The organism is Staphylococcus sp. HMSC071G07 (genome assembly GCF_001811435.1).
Classification (GTDB): domain Bacteria; phylum Bacillota; class Bacilli; order Staphylococcales; family Staphylococcaceae; genus Staphylococcus; species Staphylococcus pettenkoferi.
The window spans coordinates 64,105-89,488 of the sequence record NZ_KV804783.1 but is presented as its reverse complement, the minus strand read 5'-3'; the positions used below and the strand labels follow the sequence as shown (position 1 = coordinate 89,488).

The window sequence follows — 25,384 nt, the reverse complement described above, 5'->3', positions numbered from 1 at the left end:
TTAAGTTGGAATATTTATTTGACTCATAATGACACCGAGTAAGATGAGCACAATGCCAATAAGCAATTCTGTATATAACGGCCCTTTCTTTGCTCGCCCTTGTGCGCCTAGTGCGCGAACCGTTTGGTACAAGCCAAGTGCCATCATTAAGATAGTGAGAATAATTTTACCAATCAGTAATAAACTCCACGTCTGAACTTCAGACCATAAGACGGAGAGATGTGTTTGGTCAAAGAACATGAGTACGCCTGAAGCGATGAGAAGTGCAACTGCGCTCATATTGAGTTTGAATAAAAAGGCTCTCACGTGTGGCACAGATTGTCGATGTGTAGACTGGCACGCATCAATGACTAAGTACACGAGCGCTCCTAACCATAATGACATGCCTAATAAATGGCATACGCGAATGGCAATGGACCATAATGCGATATGCTGATTCCACGCATGGCCAGACATACTGAGCGCAATAAGAATGACAAGTGGTACGAGTGTATACCAACTTTGGTGCATGTGTCTTAGCGTCCATAAGTATAGGAAGACGATAATGGCGATAGCTGACAGTATAAATGGTGATTGCATCAATGTGGCTTTGTTCAAGGATATTAAATCTTGAACGACGTCTGAAGATAATGTCATCATGTAGAGCAATGCACTTAAGCCCATCATCATCATGGCACACCATGCGACGGCAGGTTGTTGAGGTAAGATGGAATAACTACGTAACCCCCGACGTCGTGCGAGTAGGTTCACGAGATAAAGTCCTACACAAACAATTACACTGCCTTCTGCGAGATAACGCACGAGCCCAAACCATACGCTCGGTTGTGCATACCAAGGTGGTGTCGTGTCGACCTTATCTGCTGTCTTCTCTTTCACTGAGAAATTGTAACTATTGCCAACTTCGTGCCCATCGGCTGAAATGGCATGCCACTTCACTTGATGTGTTCCTTTATCTAAATGTTCAACGTTGAACGTTAATTTCTTCGATGATCCTGTTTCGTTTGGCTCGAGTTGCTCAAGTTCTTTACCTTTATCATCATAAAGTGTAATACCCGAGTGTTTCGTATGCACTGGTTCGTTGAAGGTCATCGTAATCTTCTCCGGTGACTGTTTCACTACTGCATCTTTATCAGGCTGCACTTGTTCAAGTGTCGCGTGGGCAGACACTGGTTGAGACACACTCAATAATGTAATGATGAGACCCATGATGAGAACGAGTGTCATTTTATGTATATGTGTAACTATCCATCTCATCGCAATCCTCCTAGTGATAATATATCATTGTTCAATGATATTAAATTGGTGTGCCTAACACAATAGTAATTCCAATTTGTCATTGATTGTCCACATCTGTAGGGTGGGGTTGCTTACTGTTTTAGGTAAAAGTGTGACGAGTTTCTTCTATTATATATAGGATTTGAAATATATGTTATAGAGATGACCAGGGTTCGCTTATATAGGAAAGGTAAAAAGGATAGTCATATATCGTTTCCAATGAAGCACGCACTCAGTAAATTGGGTCGTGCCCAGAATGTCATCCACCTTTAGCTCCTCAAGGAACTCGCGCCACTTTTAGAACGCTCGCCTATCTAAAAAATACATCCAAACATAAAAAACGCTCCCCTCCTAAGAGAGAAGCGTTTCCTAGTCCCGAAATCGCACCATTCCACTTATTAAGATGGAATTTCTGTACGTTTATCACTGTGTTTTTTAAGAATAGTTGCAACGAGAATCGCAACGACACCGTAGATCATGAAGCTAATGAGCATCCACATTGTACTGTTTAATGTGATGTGGTGATTCATGTAGAGAATATCTCTAACAGATGTTGCATAGTGCGTGAATGGATTCCAGCTCACGATATATTTTTGATAGAACTTAGGTAACATTTCTGTTGGGAACATCACGAGTTGAATGCTGAAGAACATTGCTAGGAAGAAGATAGGTACGACTGCCATAGTAAGCAATGTCATGCTTCCAAGCACTAGCGCGATGAAACCAAGGATTGTTAGTGAAATGAATAGTGCCATGCGTGCAGTGTTAGGGAAATCAAATCCTAGCACACCTGACATGAAGTATACATAGCCAAAGCCACCTACAAATGCAGTGATGACTGCGAAGAGCATTTGTACTAATGATGCTTTGATACGACTACCAATTGAAACGTTGTTAGTTGTTCTAAATGCATAGAATAATAATACTGAAGCTAAGATTGAGCTCATCCATACTGGCATGAACATTAAGAATGGTGCGTTACCGCCACCTTGATGATCTTTCACTTCATGCATTTTGTGATCTTTGACTTTGACTGGAGTTGTTAAGTCATTGATGTCTTGAGGTGATACTTTCACATCTTGTTTCTCAAGTGTACTTGTTGCTTGTTGTGTAATTTGTTTGTTGATGTTGTCACCTACACCACTGAGCACTTGTGATGCGATTTGTGATGCTTGTTTGTTGGCACCGTCATTCACAGTAGTGTAAACTTTTGCTTTTTCAACTTTGATGTCGTTATTGCCACCTTGTTGTTGCATTTTTTCTTTCATTTGTTTCGCTTTGTCTGCTGGAATATCTCCAGATTTCACTTTATCTTGCATTTCTTGTTTTTTCGCGTCCATGATGACTTTTTGAGTTTTGCTCATTGCGTGTTTAGAGAAATCTTTTTCAAGTACGATCATACCGTAATATTTTTGATCTTCTAAGCCATCTTTAGCTTTTTTCTCACTGTTGACGCTCGTCCATTTGACTGTATCTGAATCGCTGTCAGTGAGTTTATCTTCAAGTTTGTCCCCGATCTTTATCTCTTTATCTTGAATTGTAGTCCCTTTATCATGATTCACGATTGCGATAGGTAAGTCTTTAGGTTTAGGGTTAAAAGCTGGGTAGAATGCTAAGGCGAAGATGCCTAGGATAACTAATATAACAATGGGTGCTAACCATAAGAATTTACTTTTTAAAATATTCATCACTGTCGCCCTCCTTTTATTAAACATTGTGTTGAATATCAATTACGTTGTCTATTATAATAGTTGTAAAAGAGATTACAATATGCAATACACACCGATATGTACATTAATCAACATCGTGTTGGATATTGTTCATTTACTCGAAAAAATTCTTATAAAGAAGGGTTATTATGACAGAAGATCGACGTATCCGTAAGACGAAAGAGGCCATTAAATATGCTTTAATCGATTTATTGAAGCATAAAACGCTTGAGAAGATCACGATTAAAGATATTACAGAAAGCGCGGATATCAATCGAGGCACTTTCTATTTACATTATCTGGATAAATATGACCTGCTCGAACAAATCGAAGACGAATATATCGAACGTCTCGATTACGATTTGTTTCTTACCCCTCATATCGATGCAGAAACATTTGCGCGTGAATTTGCTACGAAGATATTACGCAATATTCTCTATTATATAGGCGATAATCTTGAATTCTACCGCGTCGTACTCAACATTGGACATACGACACGTATTGAGGAGAAGATTAGAGAGACGATGTTTAAGAATATGGAAAAACACATCACCCAGCAAGATATGATCTCGGGTGTACCGAAGAGTTATTTCCACAGTTACGTGGCTGGTGCGACGATTTCTTTCATTAAACACTGGGTTCGAGATGACAATCCTCCGAGTGCTGATCTCGTCGTCGATTATTTGTTTAAGATTGTTTACAATGGCCCGCTGCGTCTCATGGCCAGCGAGCATTCAGATTATCGAAATAAATAGTTGTCACACGACTCATTATTAGATAATATTAATAAAGTAGTTAACATAAGAAAGGATTGCTGTCACTGATGATTACAGCATATACACAAACACCCACTGAGATTACTGAAACAACGTTAAATCAGAAACCGGATTGGATCAACGTGATTGAACCAGAGCGTGAAGAGGTCGATCAACTTATCGAACAGTTTAATGTTCCTGAGGATTTCTTACGTGACCCACTGGATTCTGAAGAAAGTGCACGTATTGAATATGACGATGAAACAGGCTATTCGTTGATTATCATCGACTTACCCGTAGTAAATAGCTCTAACTTGAAAGTCTTGTCTTTTATCACACAACCCCTCGGCATTATTATCGGAAATAAACGTATGTTCACTGTTTGTGATACAGACAATGAGTTTCTGGAGAACTTTGCCCGCTTCGATAGTGAAATCAACTTGAAATATCGCAGTCAGTTCGCGCTTAATATCCTACTGACGATTGCGAATCACTATAACCGTAATTTGCGCCTGCTCAATAAGTCGCGTTTACGTATCGAGAAACGTTTGAAGAATAATGTGACGAATAAGCAACTATACAATTTGATGGAAGTCGAGAAGAGTTTAGTTTACTTCTTGGCTGCGTTAAAAGGGAACGACAATATTATTAAGAAGTTGTTCCGTCTACCTGCCATGCATCGTTACGAGGAGGATGAGGAACTTCTTGAAGATCTCGTTATTGAGAACAACCAAGCCATCGAAACGACAGAGCTTTATACGAATATCCTTGAAAGTATTACGACATCTTACTCGTCATTACTTTCTAATGAAATGAATAATACGATGAAGACATTGACTTTATTTACTGTCTTCCTCACTCTACCGACACTCGTCTTTAGTTTCTTTGGAATGAACGTGCCGCTACCTATCGACGACCATAGCTACGTGTCATGGCTTATCATTATCGGAGTGTCACTTATCCTGGTTACGATCGTCGGCACTCTTTTATGGAAGAAACGAAAGTTTTAGCCAGTTACTTTATTATTAAAAACGCGTTATTTCACTATTCTGCATGATTGGCAGAACTGAAATAACGCGTTGTTTTTATCTCAATATTTTACTTTATTACTATCTATTTACCTTACTCAATGAATGTCATTGTTAAGCGACATCTTTGTACTTTTTACGATGAGAAAGAATATACGTAATCGCAAATGCTGCAACAAAGGCGATGATCATACCTATACCATAGTGCAACCAACCTTGATGTTTCGCGCTAATGGAAATAAACCCTGGCAAGCCTGCTGTACCTAAAGCGATGGCTTTCACCTTAAAGAGTGAAATGTATGCGGCACCTAAAGCTGAGCCAATGATCGCACCGATAAATGGATAGCGAAGTTTAAGGTTAACCCCAAACATGGCTGGTTCAGTAATTCCGAGCAATGCTGAAATACCTGCTGCAGATGCGACCCCTTTCAATTTCTTGTTCTCTTTCACAATCAAGAAAGCGGCTAATGCGGCTGCACCTTGAGCCACGTTAGACATGGTTGCGATTGGGAAGATAAATGAGCCGCCTGTTTGCGAACTATCGGCAATCAATTGGGTCTCAATCGCGATGAAACTGTGGTGCATACCTGTGATAACGATTGGAGCGTAGAAGAAACCAAAGATCAATCCGCCGATTGCCCCACCGAAATCGTATAACCAAGTCAGACCGTCTGATAACCAATAACCGAGTGTACGAGTGATTGGACCGACGAATATGAAAGTGACAAAGGCTGTAACGAAGATTGAAATCAGTGGTGTCAGTAAGTTGTCGAGTACGGTTGGAATAACTTTACGCAATCCACGTTCTAATTTCGCCAGGATATAGGAAGCTGCCAACATCGGTAGCACTTGACCTTGATAGCCTACTTGATTGATATGTAAGCCAAATAAATCCCAGTGCGGAATCGCCTTGCCTGCTTCCATCGCTTTCGGATATTCGTAGGCATTCATCAATTCTGGGTGAACGAGTATCATACCTAGCGCTGCACCTAGGAATGGGTTACCTCCGAAGCGCTTAGTTGCACTAAATCCTATTAATATAGGAAGTAAAGTGAACGGCGCATTCGCAAAGATGTTAATCATTCCTGCGAGACCTTTGAACTGATCATGCACCTCAATCAATGACTTACCATCGTAGAATAATCCTGGGGCTGTCAATATATTGTTGAGTCCCATTAAGAGACCGCCCGCTACGATAGCAGGTATGATCGGCACGAAGATATCAGATAACATCTTCACGAAACGTTGTAACGGATTCATACGTTGATTGCCTTGATCTTTCACTTCTGAAGTTGTGGATGCTTCCTTACCTGTGAGTTTCTCTAACTCTGCAAACACCTTATTGACCGTGCCTGATCCTACGATGATTTGATATTGTCCACCAGTGGAGAATGTGCCCTTGACGACATCCATCTCTCCTAACGCTTTCTCATCCACGATACTTTCGTCTTTCAGTACGAGACGTAGACGTGTCGCACAGTGGGCCATCGCTTCAAGGTTCTCTTCCCCACCGATTGCTTGTAATATCTCTTTAGCTGATTGTTTGTAGCTCATGTTTGTCACTCCTTTATAGAACCGGTTCCATATTCTTCTTATCTTGATTGTAACCGGTTCCAATTGTGAAAGCAATTGTTTTTTCAGTATTGTCACAAATGATTTGTGCGCAAGTTGTGGATTGCAGTGTGATATTTTAATCTCCCGTTGTTTAAAACGCGCTGATTTTTATAGTAAACTTTCATAATTTTAACTTTCACTCCAACATTTTTATCCGCCTGATCAAATTTGCGCAATTAAGTAGTCTTTTTAGTAAAAAAATCGCTATTAAGTATTAAGAAATACTCAAAAATGTTATATAATAAGTTAACTTCACTTGAGTTTAACCGAATAACTATAATAGGAGAACAGAATATGGAAATTACTTTACACATCCATGATACCATTGAAAGACCTCAACAGCGATGTCTGAACTGCATCAAACTCTATTTCTCTCTCGACGGCGAATTAGAATACTATTTAAATGGTTCGGCTTATATTAATGAAGGAGAGATCCTCATCATTAACCACGGAGATTTATATCAAATTGAACGAGGACAACAAGTCGTGGAGTTAACCCTTCCGCTAAATTACCTCTTGTCTATCTATCCAAAGTTACTGAATGCTTATCTCGATAATTCGTTGCTACAGAATCATGACTATTTGAAATATTTAATTCTGAAGATGTTTCGCCCACAAACTGATCAACAAGCTTCGAATCAGAAACTGCTTGAAGAGATGTTGTCTATCTTAAAGCGCAAAACCCTCATTAACTACAATTATCCTTATCTTCCTCATGTGCGAACGAATCATAGCACACTTAATCAAATCATAAAGTACATTAATGACCGTACTGAGAAGAACGTGACTATCGGAGAGATTTCTCAAGCTTTCTTCGTGTCGTCCTCATACATTTCTTTACTATTTAAGAGAATACTGCACATTTCGTTTAAAGACTATATCTCAAGCTTGAAAGTAGCACTCTCGCTCCAACCACTGCTCTCTGAGAAACACTCATTAGCACACGTAGCTGAGCAACTTGGGTATCATACAGTTAATAACTTTACACGTCATTTCAAAGAGATGATAGGCCTACCCCCACATCAATTTCGGTCACGCCATGCGATTGCTAAAGATATGACAATCCACGTGAGTAAGGTTCGCCCAAATGTATATCACGAGTACATAAAGCGCGCTGCTACAGAACAACCGTTAATGCTCAACTATACGACGATCAATTTAACAAGTTCACTGAACGCACAGGAAACGCAATCATTTAAGACATTCATCCATGTTAAGGACCTGAACGATTTATTTAGTCAAATCTTTATTAATGAAGAAAATATGCAACTTTCTTCATTAACGAATCCTTACATTATACTTGAGGAAGCACAACCGCTTATCTTTAACGAGGCACAACGCCCACTTTTGTTAAAATATATCGATAAACATTTTAACCAAAATATCGGTTTCGCCCTCACCTTACACACACCAGAAGAAGTCCAGGGTGTAGAATCGCTCATTGCGCAACTGTACTTGTACAAGCCGAGTTATCTATCAGCAGATCATCATGTGAAGCTGATGCTGATTTATGATGCGAGCGAAATGGCGCAGTGTGACATTGAACGTTCTATTAAAAGTTTGAGAGAAAGCTATCCTCAAATCCAGTTTGCATTGAAACTTGAAGACTGGCTTAAACAAGTCGAGGGGATTAAACAAGCAGCCGATGATTTGAAGCAGCTAAATTGTGATTATTACTTCATTAGTATTGACCAAAGTGAAACGTTGACGTTACTGCAAGAACTCCATTCTTCGTTTCATCATTGCAAAACACCGATTGACTACTTCGATACACTTTCGCATATATTGGATATTTCTAGTGGTCAATGGATCCATCAACATATCACGAAGTTGCAATTTATTAATGCGCATAATCCGACTGAAGTGCATCTTTCTGAAATGATTACCTACGTAAGTCAGCTCTTAGCACGAGGGATTAGCGTGAGTTTCGATTTGAAAGGATCGTCGCGTTCAGCTGTCGCCCTTCTCAACCATCATGGTATCCAGAAGCCCATTACGCATATTTATCAATTTCTGAAACCATTCGTAAACACAACAGTACACTTCCATTCCAATTATTTAATCGGCTTACAAGGCGAAACGATACACCTCTTATTGTTTAATACCTTGAATCAGCGCCGCTTGAGTTCAAATGTTCAGCGTTTCAAACTCATTAATCCATATCATAGCGCGTCACTCCGCTTTACACAGACGCTCAACCGTGACCATGGCTTTATCGATGATGCGCTACCAGAGCAACTTCAACACACGTTGATTGATGATGAGATTCTTAAGCATATGCGTTTGAGTAACACACCTAAATCTGAACTGGTCAGCTGTGATTTCAACCGTGAAGAAGATCAAATTGTTGAGCTTTATAAGGACGAAATTAAATATATTCGTATCTTCCCTCCTCGATAGGGAAAGAGACATTAATCTTGATTTCGTGGCCTTATCCCCGCAAGATTCACTAGTATTTGAGACAGCGTTAGCTTTCTTAAATATAGTCAACTACTGCGTTATTGACATCGATATTTTTTCTACTAACAATAAATGAATACGTCAATATTGTTACAGTTTGTAGCGAAAATGTATTTAGAGAAAGTACAAATCATTGCATACACCTGCAAATTTCGATATAAAGAAGTTAAAATGATTTAAAAAGGAGATTTTAAGGTGAAAGGTAAAGGACTCGCTATAACGCTAAGTGCGATTATGATCATCGTGTGTATTATCTTCGTAATTATCATGTTCGCGTCAGGTCAAAAAGAAACATATTATGGTTACATGAAAGATGACACGACAGCTGAAAAAATCGTCAGCGAAGAAACACATAAAGTCACAAAAGATGTAAAACTCCCATCAGAATCTGGTTTCTCACCTAAAAAAGGTGATTTCGTGAAATTATCTAAATCTAAAGACGATGGTAAATTCACTAAAATGAAAGTCGTAAAACACGACGATGTTCCACACGGATTAATGATGAAGATTCATAAAATGCATATGGACGGTATGTAAATGTTAAATGACCACGGTGATCTAAGTATCGCCGTGGTCATTTTAAGTTTATAAGAAACTGTTCGATTTTAAGAGCAATCTAAAGTAAGACTAACTTTAATAGGAAAGTGTTGTTTCAAAACGAATAGAAGATATCTTCTTATTCAATAAATAAAGAATGATTATATTCACAATGTCATATTAGTATAAACTCGCTTTCACTAACGATTCGAGACACTTGAGGTAACAAGGCTGCAATGAAAATCCATTTCTTGAGCTTTTTAAGCGAAAGAAATTAGTTGAATGCAGCCCCCTAAGTAAGCGAGAATCGGTAACCTGAAAGCAAGTTTACTATAGATTTCTAGCTAACTTATTTCGAACAAGTCATTCTTGTTTATGAATAAGAATTTAAATAATCTTTCATTTTTTGTTTATCAAACACGCCTTCTGATTTAGCGATAACGATTGTTGATAGTGAGTTACCCATCACGTTAACACATGTACGTACCATATCGAGGATACGGTCGATACCGATGATGAGTGCTAAACCTGTGGCTGGAATATGCATTGCTGAGAACGTTGTGATGAGTACCACGATGGATACACCTGGCACCCCTGCCATACCTTTAGATGCAACCATGAGTGTGAGAATCAACATGATTTGTTCTCCGATACCCATGTGCATGCCATACATTTGAGCTACAAAGATCGCTGCAATGGATTGGTATAATGCTGAGCCATCTAAATTAAATGTGTAACCGATAGGAATAACGAATGATGTAATTTCTTTCGGTGAACCGAAACGTTCCATTTTTTGCATTAAGATCGGCAATACAGATTCTGAACTTGATGTTGAGAATGCGAGCAATAGTTCATTTTTCAAGATCTTCATGATAGAGAAGATATTGACGCCGCATAACCATGCAACAAAGCCGAGTACGACAACGACAAAGAAGATCATGGAGCCGACTACAACTAAGAGTAGTTTCAATAGTGGTAAAAGTGCTGACGCTCCGAATGTCATAATTGTCGTACAAATAAAAGCGAATACACCGATTGGTGCTAATTTCAAGATCTTATTAATCATCCAGAAGACCGCTTCTAATGTTCCGTTAAGGAAACTTTTAACAGGTTCAGCTTTGTTACCGATAGCGGATAAGGCTAAACCGAAGAATACCGCGAAAAAGATAATCGGTAGCAGTTCGCCAGATGTTAAAGCTTCAAATAGGTTCTTAGGAACAATGTTCACGATGGTATCGATAAAGTGATGACCATAGGAAGAAGCTTGCTCTGCATGTTTCGCATTTGTTTCGTATGTAGAGATGTCACCTTTAGGGAGTTTATCTTTGTCGAGTCCCACACCTGGTTTAAAGATGTTCGCAAAGATAATACCTAAAGCTATTGCAACTGTTGTAATAATTTCAAAGTAGATAATCGTCTTTGCACCGTAGCGTCCGACTTTCTTTGACTCACCGATATTTGAGATGGAAAGTGCTAAAGAACAGAACACGACAGGTATCACGATCATCTTGATTAGATTTAAGAAGATATCGCCAAATGGTTTAATGTAGTTGACGAGTTCAGTATGACCATAGAGTAACAGTCCCACGATCACACCTAATACGAGGGCTATTGTGACTTGCATTGGTAAACTGACTTTTTTCAATATTTTCATGTAGGTTCTTCCCCCTTTTTTAACAACCTCCTTTATTATACCAAAGAACCTCATTTTAGCATATCAAAGTTATCATTCTTTATTTACTATTTAAACTATATACGTATTAATTACACTTAAAGTGAATATTTAAATGACATTGTCGATATTCGAATCCGCTATACTTCCATCGTCTACAACCCTAATTATGTCAACGTATTCATATTTTCGATGATAGAGATAGCTTTTATTCATGAACCTAATTTGAACTATAATCGCTTATTTCTATATTTGAGTTACATCATTTACTTTTAAAAACAGATAAAAAGACGACCATAAAGATAATCATCCCTACACCTAATAATTGCCAAGGACCGAAGCTATCGCCTAACCAAATCACAGACACTACTAAGGCAGTTAATGGTTCTATCGTACCTAATAAACTGGATTCTTGTGGGTAAAGATACTGTAAACTGGCGATAAAGAACCAGAATGCGAACATCGTACCAAAGATAATAGCACAGAATAATAGGACATAAATGAACGGCGTCCATCCTGCCGTATCGACATCCCATGGTGGGTAGAAGATCGAGAGTGCGATACCACCGATCAACATCGCCCATCCTACAATATTAACAGAGCCCCACTGCGCTAATAATTTAGCTGGATAAAGCGTATAGAATGCAAGGGCGAAAGCTGATCCAAGACCCCAGAAAATAGCTGGTAATGGCACGGATAATTCAGAAATTGAGCCATTCGTTAATAATAGGAAAGAACCAACAAGTGCAAGGATCACTGCCATAATTTCTTTAAATTGAAGTGGTATGACTTTACGTAAGACGAGATAAAGGATGATAACGACAGGTCCTAAGTATTGTAGCAACGTTGCGACTGTCGCATTACCATAATTGATTGATGCCATAAAAGTGTAATGTACGGCTAACATTCCGAGGATACCGTAGACAATCACTTGAAAAACGGTGTGCTTCGAGCGCCATAAAGTAAAAGTCCGTTTACCGTTCGTTAGTGCAGAAATCATTATTAATAGTACACCTGAAATGAGTAAACGAACTGCCACTAGCCAATTGACAGAAATATGAGCTTTTTGAAAGAGATATTGTGACATTACGCCACCGACACCCCAAAGTATCGCACCTGTAATAACTAAGACAAATCCTAATAGGCGTTGTTGTTTCAAGATAGTCGCCACCCTTCTTATTCATTGTATTAATACTAATTTAACACCTTAATTCTTAGCAACACAATAGAATAATGTGAATATAGAAATATTATTTTGTAACTTGAAACTACTCAATGAAGCATCGAAATAAATGGCGTCACGCCGTCGTTTACTAACCACTCATTTTATGCACACAAAAATACGCCCTAATGAATCAAGAAACCTCTTCTCAATTCACCAGAGCGCTGAGTAATCTTCTCTCATTATACTTCCAATAGCACAACTCATTTGCACTATTTCTTCTACATTACATCAAGGTTTATAGTCAGGATCAAATTTGTGGTGTTTCGCATGTTTATCTGTCTTCTTCGTTTCTGTATCGAAACCTTGAACTACAATACCTTTGTAAGTGGCTACAGGTTGAATGACATACGTCTTGCCAGGATCGTCTTTAAATTTCACTTCTTTATAATAGAGCCCTTTCTTAGCACTATAAAGTGTCTTCTCCGATGTCACTTTGTCCTTTAAGTGATGTTGTGTCAAATATTTATCGACAAGTTCAAGGTTCTTGTGACCTTGATACGTACGTAAACCAAAGAAGAGCACAATCGCTAAGACGAGCGATAAGACTAATAGACCAAGTATTTTAATAAATGTCTTCATTCTAGAACTCCTTTAGCGCAATCAATCATCGTGACTTACATCATTGATCAGCGCATATCTTTCCATTATATTCACTATCCATTATGACGGATTCACGATTAGAATGAAAGATAAGACTTTACTTTGTAACAAAATAGTCGTTTCTCACTACACTTAGAAGTACTGACGTACAGATTCGACTGGCATACGATATGAACTATGTCCTTCTTGCGCCTTTTTACCTATGGCGAGAACCATTACAGGAATATAACGCTCTGGATCCATATCAAAGCAGGCAGCCATGTTCGCTCTATCGAAACCACCTATCGGATTAGTATCGTAGCCATGTGCCTTCGCAACGAGCATCAACTGCATCGCCATCAAACTGCTATCGATGTTAACAATCGACGTCATTTGTTCAGTCGTTAATCCTTTATAATAAGGTACGACCCAGTCAAGAAACTGCGTCTTAATCTCTTCAGTCATAAATCCACGTTCAACTTGGCTACCGTAAATATGTTCTGCATGCTCATAGTTATGGAGGTCACCAAAGATGACGATCATCGCTGAAGACGTATCATTCTGACGCGTGTTCATACTCATCAACGGGCGCAACTTTTCTTTACCTTCAGGTGTATCAACTACCACCATACGCCACGGTTGCATATTGACTGACGACGGCGCAAGTGTTGCTTTCTCTATGATTTCATCCATTTCTTCACGGGGAATCTTGTAATTCTCGTCAAAGACTTTAATGGACTTTCTCCCTTTCAATATTTGATCAAAGTTATTGTTTTGAGTCATCTTCTTACCTACTTTCTTACCTATTTTAAAAATACATGCTTACTCTACTGCCTCAAATGACATTATTCAATAGATATGCCTACGGACCATTCCACGGTTTCATCACAAATTTACCTCAGTGAAAGGCGTTGGCTATACTGATGTAAGACATTACGTATTCCACTATTCTTAACACTCACCTCAATCTTTCAGGTCAAAGGTCAAACACTTTTCTAAATGGTAAAAGTCAATTGAAACCTGTCGTTATGCATCTCTTGTCTATTAGTCAAAAAAAGTTAAATTTTGATGTTGACTTTCTTTGACCTTTGATATACAATGTAGTTGTAACGTTAAAGGAGAGGTGATGATCACTCATGGAACAAACTAGAAGACGTCATTTACCAACAGATTTCATTCAAGGTTTATTCCCTAGAACAATTAAATCTGATGTTCACGAAACAGAAGACAATTATATCGTTACAGCTGAATTACCAGGTATTAATAAAGAAGATATAGATATTGATTACGAAGATAACGTACTAACAATTATTGCATCTCAAGAGGATGACAGTAATGACGAAACACATTATCACGTGAAAGAACGTCATATCACAGATATGAATCGTCAATTTATCTTTAAAAATATTGATAGTAAAGAAATTAAAGCACAATTTATCAACGGCTTATTGAAAGTGACTCTACCAAAACAACAAACTAAAACCGAAATTACGATAGATTAATTTGAAGGAAATCGAAATTGAGAAAGCAAAATTGAGAAAGCAAAAAATGAGTTAGAAACATTGGAAATAATAGATATACAAATTTCCTCAAAACTGACCTGATTAAATATTTAAAGGAGAGATAATTATGGGCTTTGAAATGAAACCATTTTTCAATATGGAACCAAGTGATTTATTTAAAGATGTAGGACGTCAATTCTTTGATCAGTTCCCTAGCGCAGGTGGTATTACTACAGACATCAAGGAATTAGACGACAGTTATGTAGTAGAAGCAGAACTTCCAGGTATGAAGAAAGAAAATATTAGTTTAAACTTTGAAAATAACGTGCTTACAATCGAAGGTAAACAAACAGAAGAAAATAATGAAGAAGACGACAATGGTCGTGTTATTCATCGCGAACGCAGCGTTAGAGATGTGAAACGTCAATTCTCCTTCAACAATATTCAAGAAGATGCCATCAAAGCATCTTATGACAATGGTATGTTGAACGTGACACTCCCTAAACGTTCTAAAGAAGATAACTCTAATTCTAACATTCAAATTGACTAATCAGAAACAGACGTATATAGGTTAATCCTCCCCCCCTCCTGATAGTGATTCCTTGTTCATCATGAACGTCTGTCCGTCGAATAAATAATAAAAATAATAATACGAAGCCACACCAAAACAGCGAATGGTGTGGCTTTTTCATGTTTAATAAACTTTAAATAACCTTATTGTACGCGTACGGAAGTTCGTTCCCTTTTACTCAAATGTAACATCGTCACGAGAGCGATAATCGCGAAGATTGCTAACAAGATAAATGCAAAGTGTGAACTACCTGTCACAGATACTACGAGAGAGATCACAAGTGGTGGGAAGAAACCACCGAGACCCCCCATCATTGAGACGATACCGTTCGCAGTACCTGCTTCTTTACTAAAGTAATGTGGTACGAGTTTAAAGACTAAACCGTTACCAATACCGGCACACACACTGATGAGTAAACAACCGACTGTGAACATCAAGATATTATTGGATAATCCAAGAATAATACCACCAATCGTGATACACACGAAGTCGATGATTAACATATGTACCGCATTGAGTTTGTCTCCTAGAATTCCACCTAACGGACGGAGTAATGTGGCTAAAGCGATAAAGATACCTGAGCGAATCCCTGCATCCACACTTTCGATATGGAAATGTGATACAAGATAGTTTGGAAGGAAGACACCAAATGCAACGAATGATCCGAAAGTAATAAAATACCAGAAACTTAAATAATATAATCTTAAATCACCCATCAATTTACGTGTCTGTTCCATTAAAGGTACATGTACTTTACGTTCTTGTGAGTCACCAAAGAAGAACATGAGAATCGCAAAGAGTGCAAGTAGGATGAGATAAAGTCGAACTGTAGATTGCCATCCTATTACACCTGCAATTGGTGGTGCTAAGAAGGATGAAATCGCCGTACCGATATTACCCATTCCGTAAATACCATTCGCAAGTCCCACTCGCTCCTTAGGGAAATATTTAGGAATAGATGTTACACCTACTGAGAACGTCGCACCTGCTATACCTAGGAAGAAACCAGATGTCATCAGCATTCCTACACTTTGTGCTTGGCTCAAGAAGAAAATTGGGAAGAGTAGGATAATAAAGCTAATAAAGAAGATCCATTTCGCACCTACTTTATTTGTTAAATAGCCAAAGGGTACGCGTAAGATCGAACCGAGAATGACTGGAATTGCGATAACAATCGACAGCTGACTACCTGTAATCGCAACATCTTTAGAAATAAATGGCATAATTGGAGAGATAATACTCCACACCATAAATCCAACGATTAAGCTTAAAGTCTGTAAGCCTAACTGGAAATTCCCATTTTGTTTGTTCATCATTATTCACCTGCATTTAACATAATTAATAACGAATCAGTACTTTGAGTACGTGAATAGGAGGTCATTTCTATATTTCTTAACCAAAGTACCGATTTCACTTCTAGTTTAGTAACTTTGTGAAAAAATGAACATAGGGACTCTCCCTTAATACATTAAGGAAAGTCCCTATACTACTCACTGTGGTTAAATGCCAGGTGCAACTCGTGTTGAATAAAGTAATATTTTCCTGTTGAGAACAAAGATGCGAACTTTGAAATGCTGAATCACTTCGATCAAGAATGCTTCAATCGTCACTATGGATACAATCGTACTTTCATTACTATTGCACATTTCCTCCACACTAAAAATCCCCCTCAAATAACATCAACTTCAGTCATTTGAGAGGAATTAACAATGAGCTGCCTAAAAGCTCACAAGTTTCTTCTTAATGGCATACTCTACCAATTCTGGTTTCGTTTTTAAATTGAGTTTCTGCATAATATGTGTCTTATGCACTTCTACCGTTTTTACAGATACGAACAGTTTCTCGGCAATCTCCTTATTGCCGTAACCTTTCGCAACTAACGGTAGCACTTCTAGTTCTCTTTTAGAAAGAATCTTAAACGGATCGTTTGTCGGTGCATCGTCATTCTTAGAGTTATTGACAAATTCGTTGACCAACGACGTCGTCATCTTCATATCAATATATGTCTCACCGTTATAAACGGTGCGCACAGCTAAGATGAGCTGATCATCTGGCGCATTTTTCAAAATATAACCCTTTGCGCCATTGCGTAACACGTGAAATAAATACTCTTCGTCGTCATACATCGTTAATATCAAGATCTTAGTGTCAGGAAAGCTTTCACTAATCTTACTCGTTGCGATAAGTCCTGATTCACCAGGTGGCATGCTTAAGTCCATAATCAAGACATCTGGTTTATGTGTCATCACTTTCTGATACGCTTCCACCCCGTCTGCAGCAGTAGCTACGACTTCCATATCATCTTGATAATTGAGGATCATAGAGAAGCCTGTGCGTACGACAGCATGATCATCCGCTATTATTATCTTCACATTAACTACTCCCTTTATATTGCATTAGATTGGAACTTCAAGTGTCACGATGGTACCTCTACCAAGTTGTGTGTCAATCATTACTTCTGCATCGATTAACTCTGCTCGTTCATTCATCCCGTAAAGCCCAAGTCCTGTGCCTTGAGGTTGATGGCTTTTATCAAATCCTTTACCATGGTCAACCACTTCAGCAATCAGCTTCTGACCTACTTCATGTAACGTCACATTAATCTTGGAAACATCTGCATATTTAATCGCGTTAAACACCGCTTCTTGCACAACGCGATACACGACAGTCTCGATAGTATTGTTATAACGTTTCGCATTCAGATTCGTCTCGTAGTCAATATAGACACCGTAATTGGCTTCTGCCTGTTTAAAATACGTCTTAAATGCTGCATCTAAGCCTAAATCATCGAGTGAAGAAGGACGAAGTTCAACTGAAAGATGACGGATATCATCGATGAGCTGTGACATCAATCCTTCAATCCGCTCAGCACTCGACGTTAATTCTTCCATCGATTGCTGATATTTCAACAAACGCAATTCAACATCGACATTAAGCATCTCTTGAACCACACTATCATGGAGTTCACGAGAAATACGCTTACGCTCATTCTCTTGAGCTGCAATCGTCTTCTTCATCATCGTACGTTGATAGACTTTCTCTTTGCGTACGATTTCTTGTGAGACGTTCTGTAACGTGAACGCGCTAATCTCATTCTCCTCGTCAATCATTTCATAACTTGCTGTAAAGGGTTCAAATTGATCTTCTGTGGTTCTGAGATAGACTTGGAATGTCGCATCTTCAATGTCCTCTTCTTTCAGAAAACATTGTTCACAAGTATGCAAATCATAATCTTCCGTATAGGTACTACAATGATTGCAAAGCGTTTGTGTGATTTGACTATAGTTGTTATCAGGTGAAATAACCTCTTTTGCTGCTGGATTCATATCAATTACTTTGCCATATTTATCTATAAATATAATCTTCTCACTCGTGTGTTGATAATAGTCCTGTAACAAATTCTGCTTAGTCAATTGCTCTTCCCCCAACATCATATCACCTATATTCCTTCAGTAAATTCCCCAAGTTTCCCGCTAATATCTATCTGATCCGCATGAACAGGAATGGGCTTGTGGTCGCGTTGGCCCAAGAGTAGGACACCTTTCACGTTGTGCCCAGACCAAAGTGGAATGGCGAGTGTCGCCGTTAAAGCTTCACTTAAGATAATGGGATACTTCAATCTCTCATTCATGGACAAAGCTTGATCCACGTCTTCGATAACTTGACGTTTACCCGTCTTCATCACATTGCCAGCAAGACCGTTCCCTTTACGCAAGACGATAAGTTTATAGCGATCATTGAGATTGCCATCTACATATTGCCACTTGATGGGCGAATGATATTGATCACTTTCATACATCGCTATACTCGCGAAATCAAATTGATATTCAGTTCTGATATGTTCTAACGCTGCTTGATAATTAAATGGTTGACGATTTAATGTAGATTTCAAACGCGCTCCTCCGTTCAGACTTTATGTTTACGATAAATAATATAGCTTCGGCTCACATACGTAATCGGTACACTCCACACGTGTACAAGTCGTGTAAATGGCCAGAGAGCAAAGATGAGAAAGGCTAGAATAATATGCATTTTAAAAGCTAATGGGACTGTCGTCATCAAGCTTGCATCAGGTGTTAAAGTAAAGAGTCCTCTAAACCAAATCGCGATCGTTTGACGATAATCAAAATCTGGTGTTGTCGCATTGGTTACGAGTGTAGCATAACACCCTAATATCACAATACATAAGAGCATAAAGTTAACGATAATATCTGATGCAGTGCTTAACTTGCGCACGTTTGTACGTGTGACACGACGAAATGTCAACATGAGCATTCCAATTAATGTCATTATACCAAAAATACTACCGATGTAGACAGCACCAATGTGATAGATATGATTATTTACACCGATGCCTGATAGCCACGATGCCGGGATAACAAGTCCGACAAAGTGACCACCAGCCACTGGGATGACACCTAAGTGGAAGAGTAAACTTCCCCATTTGAGTTGTTTCTTCTCGATAAATTCACTCGATTTCGCTGTCCATGAATATTGGTCATATTTAAATCTAGCAGCATGGCCAATCACGAAGATTGCCATGCATAGATAAGGGAGGATGACCCAAATAAGTTGATTGAGCATCTTAAACCACCTCTGTCGTTGGTTGTAGACAAGATTTCAAGACCTCTCTCAAAGCTTGTACTACATATTGATATGGATTGTCTTCAGATCTGAGTTGCTGCAACATTGCGTAGGAACCATCTTCAATGACCATGATGACAAATTCAATATTGCCTAATGCACGTTCATCTTCGTTCCAGTTTGCAAGATAGAGAAACTCTAACATGAGTGGTAAGTAGTCAGAGAGTTCGTTCGCTTCCATCTGCAACCCAAACATTTCATATAGAACCTTTAACTTCGCCAACATTTGACCGCGTTCCTTTTGCGTATCAAATTTGTTATACGTCATGTACAATGGCGCTTTTTTATTAAAATCAAAGGTATCTGAATAAAGTTGTTTAAATTCAAGTAATGTGAGCTGATGTACCTCTTCACGAAACTTTACTAAGTCTGGATAAGCTAAGTTATCTATGTCGACTACATCTTTAAACGTCTTCGGATGCAATGTCAGTTTCTCAGGAAATTCTAATTGCTTAGCTAAATAACCTATCGTCTCTTGATAGCGTACAAAGTTAGGGATGTTAATCACGGAAGATCCCTCCATAGAAGTTCTCGTTATAGATTTCTTGTCCAGTCTTCGTAGGATCAGTAGCTACTGGTACACCACAGCCTTCACAGTTTGAGCCGAAGTACTCGCCACCGTAGCCTTGACTACCTTGCGCTCTATACGTATCCATGTAAGCTTCTTTATGTGAAGTTGGGATGACGAAACGATCTTCATATTTCGCGATTGCTAACAGACGATACATTTGTTCAACTTGAATTTCGCTTAAACCTACGCGATCAAGACGATCTAAATCTACAGGTTTATTTGTCGCTTTCGCACGCATATGACTACGCATCATCGCCATCTTCTGCAATGCTTTCTTCACGGGTTCAGTATCGCCAGCTGTAAAGAGGCTCGCTAAATATTGAATTGGTAAACGCATCTCTTCAATCGCTGGGAAGATCATATCTGGGTTACGTTTCGCCTCTTGCGCACGTTGTCCTTCGAAGTAACTCATGATCGGACTTAATGGTGGGCAGTACCAAACCATTGGCATCGTACGATATTCTGGATGAAGTGGGAACGCAATCTTATACTCAATCGCTAATTTATAGATTGGTGAATTCTGAGCCGCTTCAATCCACTCCATGTTCACACCATCTGCTTGTGCTTGCTCAATCACATCTTCGTCATATGGGTTAAGGAACAATTCAAGTTGTTTCTCATAAAGTTCTTTCTCATCCTTAACTGATGCCATTTCTTCCACACGGTCAGCATCGTATAGAAGCACGCCTAAATAACGCATACGACCTGTACATGTTTCAGAACATACGGTTGGAATACCGTTCTCAATACGAGGGAAACAGAACGTACATTTTTCCGCCTTATTCGTTTTCCAGTTAAAATAAACCTTTTTGTACGGACAACCTGTCATACAGTAACGCCATCCACGACACGCGTCTTGGTCGACGAGCACGATACCGTCTTCGTCCCTTTTATACATCGCACCTGATGGACAAGAAGCCACACAGCTTGGGTTTAAACAGTGTTCACAAAGACGAGGTAAATACATCATGAACGTTTGGTCGAATTTGAATTTGATATCTTCTTCAATACGTTGAATGTTAGGGTCTTCTGGACCTGTGATGTGGCCACCAGCTAAGTCGTCTTCCCAGTTAGGTCCCCATACGAGATCAAGTTTGTTACCTGTGATCACTGAATGCGCAGTCGCTACTGGGAGGTGTTGACCTTCTTTAGCTGTAGTGAGGTGACCATAGTTATATGTCCATGGTTCGTAGTAGTCTTGAATGATCGGCATATCAGGGTTGTAGAAGATCTTACCTAATGCGATCTTTGCCCATTTATTACCTGAGCGTAGTTCAAGCTTACCTTTCTTGTTTAAATACCAACCGCCTTTGTAAACGGATTGGTCTTCCCATCGTTTCGGATAACCTACGCCGGGTTTCGTTTCGACGTTGTTAAACCACATATATTCAGCACCTGGTCGATTGGTCCACGTACTCTTACAAGTGACACTACATGTGTGACACCCAATACATTTATCTAAATTTAATACCATTGCGACTTGAGCTTTAATCTTCAAGCCAATCAACCTCCTTCAACTTACGCACGGCAACATAGACGTCTCTTTGGTTTCCTATAGGGCCATAATAGTTAAAGTGATAACTAATTTGTGCGTAACCCCCGACGAGTTGGGTCGGTTTCAAATGTATACGTGTTGGCGCGTTGTGTGAACCGCCGCGTGTATCTGTAATTTGTGAGCCTGGTGTTTGAATATGTTTATCTTGTGCGTGATACATAAACATTGTCCCTCTTGGCATACGGTGAGATACGACTGCACGCGCAGTAACGACACCGTTTCGGTTATAAATCTCTAACCATTCGTTATCTTGAATATCATGTGCTTCGGCATCTTCTCGTGCAAGCCACACTGTTGGTCCACCTCTAAACAACGTCAACATGTGTTGGTTGTCTTGATAAGTTGAGTGGATATTCCATTTACCGTGTGGTGTGAGATAACGTAAGACGAGTGTGTCTTTGTCTGCCTCCACATGTTTGTCTTTCGTACCGAAGACCATTGGTGGCAACGTTGGTTTATACACTGGCAAGCTTTCACCAAATTGTTGGAACACTTCATGGTCAATGTAGTAACTTTGACGACCTGTTAATGTTCTGAATGGTACAAGTCTTTCCACGTTCGTCGTAAATGGTGAGTAACGTTGACCATTTTTATTAGAGCCAGGGAACACAGCTGTAGGGATAACCTCACGTGGTTGAGATGTAATGTTTAAGAACGTGATTTTCTCTGCGGCACGTTCACTTGAAATATCTTTGAGCTGCATGCCTGTTTGTTCTTCAAGATCTTCGTATGATTTCTGTGATAACTTACCGTTTGTTGCTGATGAAATGTTCAATACCACATCTGCGGCACGTCTCGCTGTATCCATACGTGGTCGTCCGTATTTCACAGTGTCATTACTAGCATCAGACCAAGTACCGATCAGACTCTTGAGTTCTTCGTATTGTTCTTTAACAGGGAAGCTAACGCCATGTGCACCTACTTTGTTTTTCTCTAAAAGCGGCCCTACTGTAACGAACTTATTGTAAATTTGAGTGTAATCACGATCGACTACTGTGAAGCTTGGCATCGTTTGACCTGGTACCGCTTCAATCTCACCTTTACTCCAATCTTTCACTTCACCATTCACGTTAGAAATCTCTTGTTTCGAATCGTGAGCAAGCGGTGATGTTACAACGTCTTTATAAACACCTGTAAGATGTTGCTCTGCTGTTTCAGAGACCGCTTTACTTAACGTTCTGAAGATATCCCAGTCTGAGCGAGATTCCCATAATGGATCAATCGCTGGGTTGAATGGGTGAACGAATGGATGCATGTCTGTAGAAGACAAGTCATGTTTTTCGTACCAAGTCGCTGCAGGTAAGATGATATCGGAATAAAGTGGTGTTGCTGTCATACGGAAATCAAGTGATACGAGCAAGTCGAGCTTACCTTCTGTGTCTTCACGCCATTTGATTTCTTCTGGTTTCTCTCTTTCATTCGGTTCTGCAAGCAATCCTGAGCGTGTACCTAACAAGTGTTTCATAAAGTATTCTTGACCTTTAGCTGAACTAGAGATTAAGTTAGAACGCCAAAGGAAGAGTGTCTTCGGATGGTTCTCTTTCGCATCTGGATCTTCAACCGCAAACTGAATGTCTTTATTTTTAACGGCTTCAACCGCTTTACTAATAATTGTTTCATTATTAAATTGACCTTCGTCACGCGCTTCTTCTCCGAATAATAGACTATTTTTATTAAATTGAGGATAAGATGGCAACCATCCTAGTTTCGCAGCAGTGACGTTGTAATCAGCTGGGTGTTTGTGTTTAACATCTTTCGCTAGTGGTGATTTCAATTTATCAACGAATGACTCTTCATATTTCCACTGATCTGTCGCAAAGTAGAACCAGCTTGTACCGTTCTGTAAGCGTGGTGGACCTTGCCAGTCTTTCGCGAAGGCTACAGTATTCCAACCTTCAATCGGACGACATTTCTCTTGACCCACGTAGTGCGCCCAACCGCCGCCGTTAACACCTTGGCATCCGCACAGTAAGACAAGGTTTAATACTGCTCGATAAATCGTATCTGAGTTGAACCAGTGGTTGATACCGGCACCCATGATAATCATAGAACGCCCTTTCGTATCGATTGCGTTCTGTGCAAATTCACGACCTACTTGTGCTACAACATCTGCTTTCACACCTGTGATTTGCTCTTGCCATGCTGGTGTGTAATGAGATGATGCATCGTCATAGCCTTTCGCTTCGAGTTCATGATCAAATCGTTTAATACCATATTGACTTGCCATAAGGTCGTAAATCGTAGTCACATAACGTGTTGAACCGTCTGCTAATGTGACTTTATGCGTTGGAATTGGGCGTTGGAATACTCCGTTTCCTTCGTTATCGAAGTATGGGAAGTTGATTGTTTGTAACTCGTAATCACTATCAGTAATAGACAGTGCTGGATCAATCTTAGTACCATCTTCAGTCTCTAACTTCAGATTCCATTTCTTACCTTCTTCCCAACGTTGACCCATCGTACCGTTTGGAACAACGAGTTGTTGAGTTAAAGCGTCGAATACCACTGGTTTCCATTCGCTATTTGCAGTCTCTTGACCGAGATCATTGACACGTAAGAAACGGCCTGCTTTGAGTCCTTGTTCATCTTCGTCGAGCATGATGACGAATGGCATATCTGTGTATTGTTTTGCATAGTTGATGAAGTGTTCTGAAGGTTGATCTTCGTAGAATTCTTGTAAAATGACGTGTGTCATCGCTTGCGCAACGGCAGCGTCTGTACCAGGATGTGGTGCCAGCCAGTTGTCAGCGAACTTAACATTTTCCGCATAGTCAGGAGCGACTGATACAACTTTCGTTCCTCTGTAACGCACCTCTGTCATAAAGTGCGCATCTGGTGTACGAGTTAACGGTACGTTAGATCCCCACATCACAATGTAAGAAGCATTGTACCAGTCACTAGATTCCGGCACATCAGTTTGTTCACCCCAAATTTGTGGTGAAGCTGGTGGTAAATCGGCATACCAGTCGTAGAAACTCAACATTTCCCCACCAAGTAAGCTGACAAAGCGCGCACCGGAAGCATAGCTCAACATCGACATGGCTGGAATTGGAGTGAATCCGGCGATACGGTCTGGACCATATTTCTTAATCGTATAAATAATTTGTGCTGCGATGAGTTTAGATACGTCTTTCCAATTTGTACGGATGAGTCCACCTTTACCTCTCGCTTGTTTGTAAGTACGTGCTTTCTCATCATCTTCAACGATAGACGCCCATGCAGCGACCGTGTTATTATCGTGTTCTTTTAACGCTTCAACCCACAATTCCCACAATTTGCCACGAATGTATGGATAGCGAATACGTAATGGGCTATATTCGTACCATGAGAATGACGCACCACGTGGACAGCCGCGTGGTTCAAACTCAGGCATATCGGGACCACAGCTTGGGTAGTCAGTCTGTTGGTTCTCCCACGTAATCACGCCGTTCTTAACAAATACTTTCCATGAACAGGAGCCTGTACAGTTTACACCGTGTGTCGTACGTACAACTTTATCGTGACTCCAACGCTCACGATACATCTTCTCCCATTCTCTACTCTTATGTTCTAATACGGACCAGTTGCCGTTGAACTTCTCTGTTGGTTTGAAAAAGTTCGTTTTAAATTTCTTCATTTCATAACATCCTCTCAAACATGCCCTGTTTCTCTGAGTGAATCGCCACTGCATAATCTTTTACTTTCCGT

Annotated in this window: 21 protein-coding genes; 6 read left to right on the top strand and 15 right to left on the bottom strand. The window is 39.6% G+C overall.

Annotated features, from left to right (window positions below):
* Positions 1-1,254, bottom strand: coding sequence for a copper resistance CopC/CopD family protein (locus HMPREF2802_RS09200; protein ID WP_070503874.1), 1,254 nt, complete (start codon positions 1,252-1,254; stop codon positions 1-3).
* A gap of 419 nt (positions 1,255-1,673) precedes the next feature.
* On the bottom strand, positions 1,674-2,963 hold the full coding sequence (locus HMPREF2802_RS09195; protein ID WP_070503872.1) for a YhgE/Pip domain-containing protein: 1,290 nt from the start codon (positions 2,961-2,963) through the stop codon (positions 1,674-1,676).
* Positions 2,964-3,133: 170 nt separating this feature from the next.
* On the opposite strand from HMPREF2802_RS09195, the gene HMPREF2802_RS09190 reads away from it, so the two are divergent.
* Positions 3,134-3,739 (top strand): TetR/AcrR family transcriptional regulator, encoded by a 606-nt coding sequence (locus HMPREF2802_RS09190; RefSeq protein WP_070503870.1) that lies wholly within the window; start codon positions 3,134-3,136, stop codon positions 3,737-3,739.
* Between the two features lie 68 nt (positions 3,740-3,807).
* Positions 3,808-4,749: a magnesium transporter CorA family protein gene (locus HMPREF2802_RS09185; RefSeq protein ID WP_070503867.1), complete on the top strand. Its 942-nt coding sequence runs from the start codon at positions 3,808-3,810 to the stop codon at positions 4,747-4,749.
* A gap of 132 nt (positions 4,750-4,881) precedes the next feature.
* Here HMPREF2802_RS09185 and HMPREF2802_RS09180 read toward each other — a convergent pair whose 3' ends face one another.
* Positions 4,882-6,321, bottom strand: coding sequence for a sucrose-specific PTS transporter subunit IIBC (locus HMPREF2802_RS09180; RefSeq protein ID WP_070503863.1), 1,440 nt, complete (start codon positions 6,319-6,321; stop codon positions 4,882-4,884).
* A gap of 354 nt (positions 6,322-6,675) precedes the next feature.
* Here HMPREF2802_RS09180 and rsp point away from each other — a divergent pair, with 354 nt between their 5' ends.
* The gene (gene rsp / locus HMPREF2802_RS09175) at positions 6,676-8,781 is read left to right on the top strand and encodes an AraC family transcriptional regulator Rsp (protein WP_070503861.1); all 2,106 of its coding nucleotides are present in this window, start codon (positions 6,676-6,678) and stop codon (positions 8,779-8,781) included.
* A 255-nt stretch (positions 8,782-9,036) separates the two neighbouring features.
* The gene (locus HMPREF2802_RS09170) at positions 9,037-9,378 is read left to right on the top strand and encodes a DUF4889 domain-containing protein (RefSeq protein ID WP_002472710.1); all 342 of its coding nucleotides are present in this window, start codon (positions 9,037-9,039) and stop codon (positions 9,376-9,378) included.
* 373 nt (positions 9,379-9,751) lie between these two features.
* Here HMPREF2802_RS09170 and HMPREF2802_RS09165 read toward each other — a convergent pair whose 3' ends face one another.
* From HMPREF2802_RS09165 to HMPREF2802_RS09150, 4 genes are all read right to left on the bottom strand, one after another.
* Positions 9,752-11,032 carry a dicarboxylate/amino acid:cation symporter gene (locus HMPREF2802_RS09165; protein ID WP_049409831.1) on the bottom strand — a complete coding sequence of 427 codons (1,281 nt, stop codon included), beginning with the start codon at positions 11,030-11,032 and terminating at the stop codon, positions 9,752-9,754.
* A 280-nt stretch (positions 11,033-11,312) separates the two neighbouring features.
* The gene (locus HMPREF2802_RS09160; RefSeq protein ID WP_083307619.1) at positions 11,313-12,209 is read right to left on the bottom strand and encodes an EamA family transporter; all 897 of its coding nucleotides are present in this window, start codon (positions 12,207-12,209) and stop codon (positions 11,313-11,315) included.
* Positions 12,210-12,503: 294 nt separating this feature from the next.
* Positions 12,504-12,854, bottom strand: a complete 351-nt coding sequence (locus HMPREF2802_RS09155) for a DUF3139 domain-containing protein (protein WP_002470972.1) — start codon at positions 12,852-12,854, stop codon at positions 12,504-12,506.
* Positions 12,855-13,007: 153 nt separating this feature from the next.
* The gene (locus HMPREF2802_RS09150; protein ID WP_049409829.1) at positions 13,008-13,637 is read right to left on the bottom strand and encodes a nitroreductase family protein; all 630 of its coding nucleotides are present in this window, start codon (positions 13,635-13,637) and stop codon (positions 13,008-13,010) included.
* Between the two features lie 353 nt (positions 13,638-13,990).
* Between HMPREF2802_RS09150 and HMPREF2802_RS09145 the strand changes: the two genes are divergently transcribed.
* Complete coding sequence (locus tag HMPREF2802_RS09145; RefSeq protein WP_070503858.1) at positions 13,991-14,356, top strand: Hsp20/alpha crystallin family protein; 366 nt, start codon at positions 13,991-13,993, stop codon at positions 14,354-14,356.
* Positions 14,357-14,483: 127 nt separating this feature from the next.
* Positions 14,484-14,906, top strand: coding sequence for an Hsp20/alpha crystallin family protein (locus HMPREF2802_RS09140; protein WP_002470977.1), 423 nt, complete (start codon positions 14,484-14,486; stop codon positions 14,904-14,906).
* A gap of 164 nt (positions 14,907-15,070) precedes the next feature.
* Here the strand turns inward: HMPREF2802_RS09140 and HMPREF2802_RS09135 are convergent, their stop codons facing one another.
* The 8 genes from HMPREF2802_RS09135 to HMPREF2802_RS09100 all read right to left on the bottom strand — a co-directional run bounded on the left by HMPREF2802_RS09135 (position 15,071) and on the right by HMPREF2802_RS09100 (position 25,313).
* On the bottom strand, positions 15,071-16,240 hold the full coding sequence (locus tag HMPREF2802_RS09135) for a nitrate/nitrite transporter (protein WP_002470973.1): 1,170 nt from the start codon (positions 16,238-16,240) through the stop codon (positions 15,071-15,073).
* Between the two features lie 405 nt (positions 16,241-16,645).
* Positions 16,646-17,299, bottom strand: coding sequence for a nitrate respiration regulation response regulator NreC (nreC, locus tag HMPREF2802_RS09130; RefSeq protein ID WP_002471448.1), 654 nt, complete (start codon positions 17,297-17,299; stop codon positions 16,646-16,648).
* A gap of 24 nt (positions 17,300-17,323) precedes the next feature.
* Positions 17,324-18,358, bottom strand: a complete 1,035-nt coding sequence (locus HMPREF2802_RS09125; RefSeq protein ID WP_049409822.1) for a sensor histidine kinase — start codon at positions 18,356-18,358, stop codon at positions 17,324-17,326.
* A gap of 8 nt (positions 18,359-18,366) precedes the next feature.
* Complete coding sequence (nreA, locus tag HMPREF2802_RS09120) at positions 18,367-18,819, bottom strand: nitrate respiration regulation accessory nitrate sensor NreA (protein ID WP_002471452.1); 453 nt, start codon at positions 18,817-18,819, stop codon at positions 18,367-18,369.
* Between the two features lie 14 nt (positions 18,820-18,833).
* Positions 18,834-19,511 carry a respiratory nitrate reductase subunit gamma gene (gene narI, locus HMPREF2802_RS09115; RefSeq protein WP_070503853.1) on the bottom strand — a complete coding sequence of 226 codons (678 nt, stop codon included), beginning with the start codon at positions 19,509-19,511 and terminating at the stop codon, positions 18,834-18,836.
* 1 nt (position 19,512) lies between these two features.
* Complete coding sequence (narJ, locus tag HMPREF2802_RS09110; protein WP_070503850.1) at positions 19,513-20,079, bottom strand: nitrate reductase molybdenum cofactor assembly chaperone; 567 nt, start codon at positions 20,077-20,079, stop codon at positions 19,513-19,515.
* The gene (gene narH / locus HMPREF2802_RS09105) at positions 20,072-21,640 is read right to left on the bottom strand and encodes a nitrate reductase subunit beta (RefSeq protein ID WP_002471444.1); all 1,569 of its coding nucleotides are present in this window, start codon (positions 21,638-21,640) and stop codon (positions 20,072-20,074) included. Before narH ends, narJ begins: the two co-directional genes overlap by 8 nt.
* Positions 21,630-25,313: a nitrate reductase subunit alpha gene (locus tag HMPREF2802_RS09100; RefSeq protein WP_070503848.1), complete on the bottom strand. Its 3,684-nt coding sequence runs from the start codon at positions 25,311-25,313 to the stop codon at positions 21,630-21,632. The genes narH and HMPREF2802_RS09100 overlap by 11 nt, the downstream gene beginning before the upstream one ends.
* Positions 25,314-25,384 lie beyond the last annotated feature (71 nt).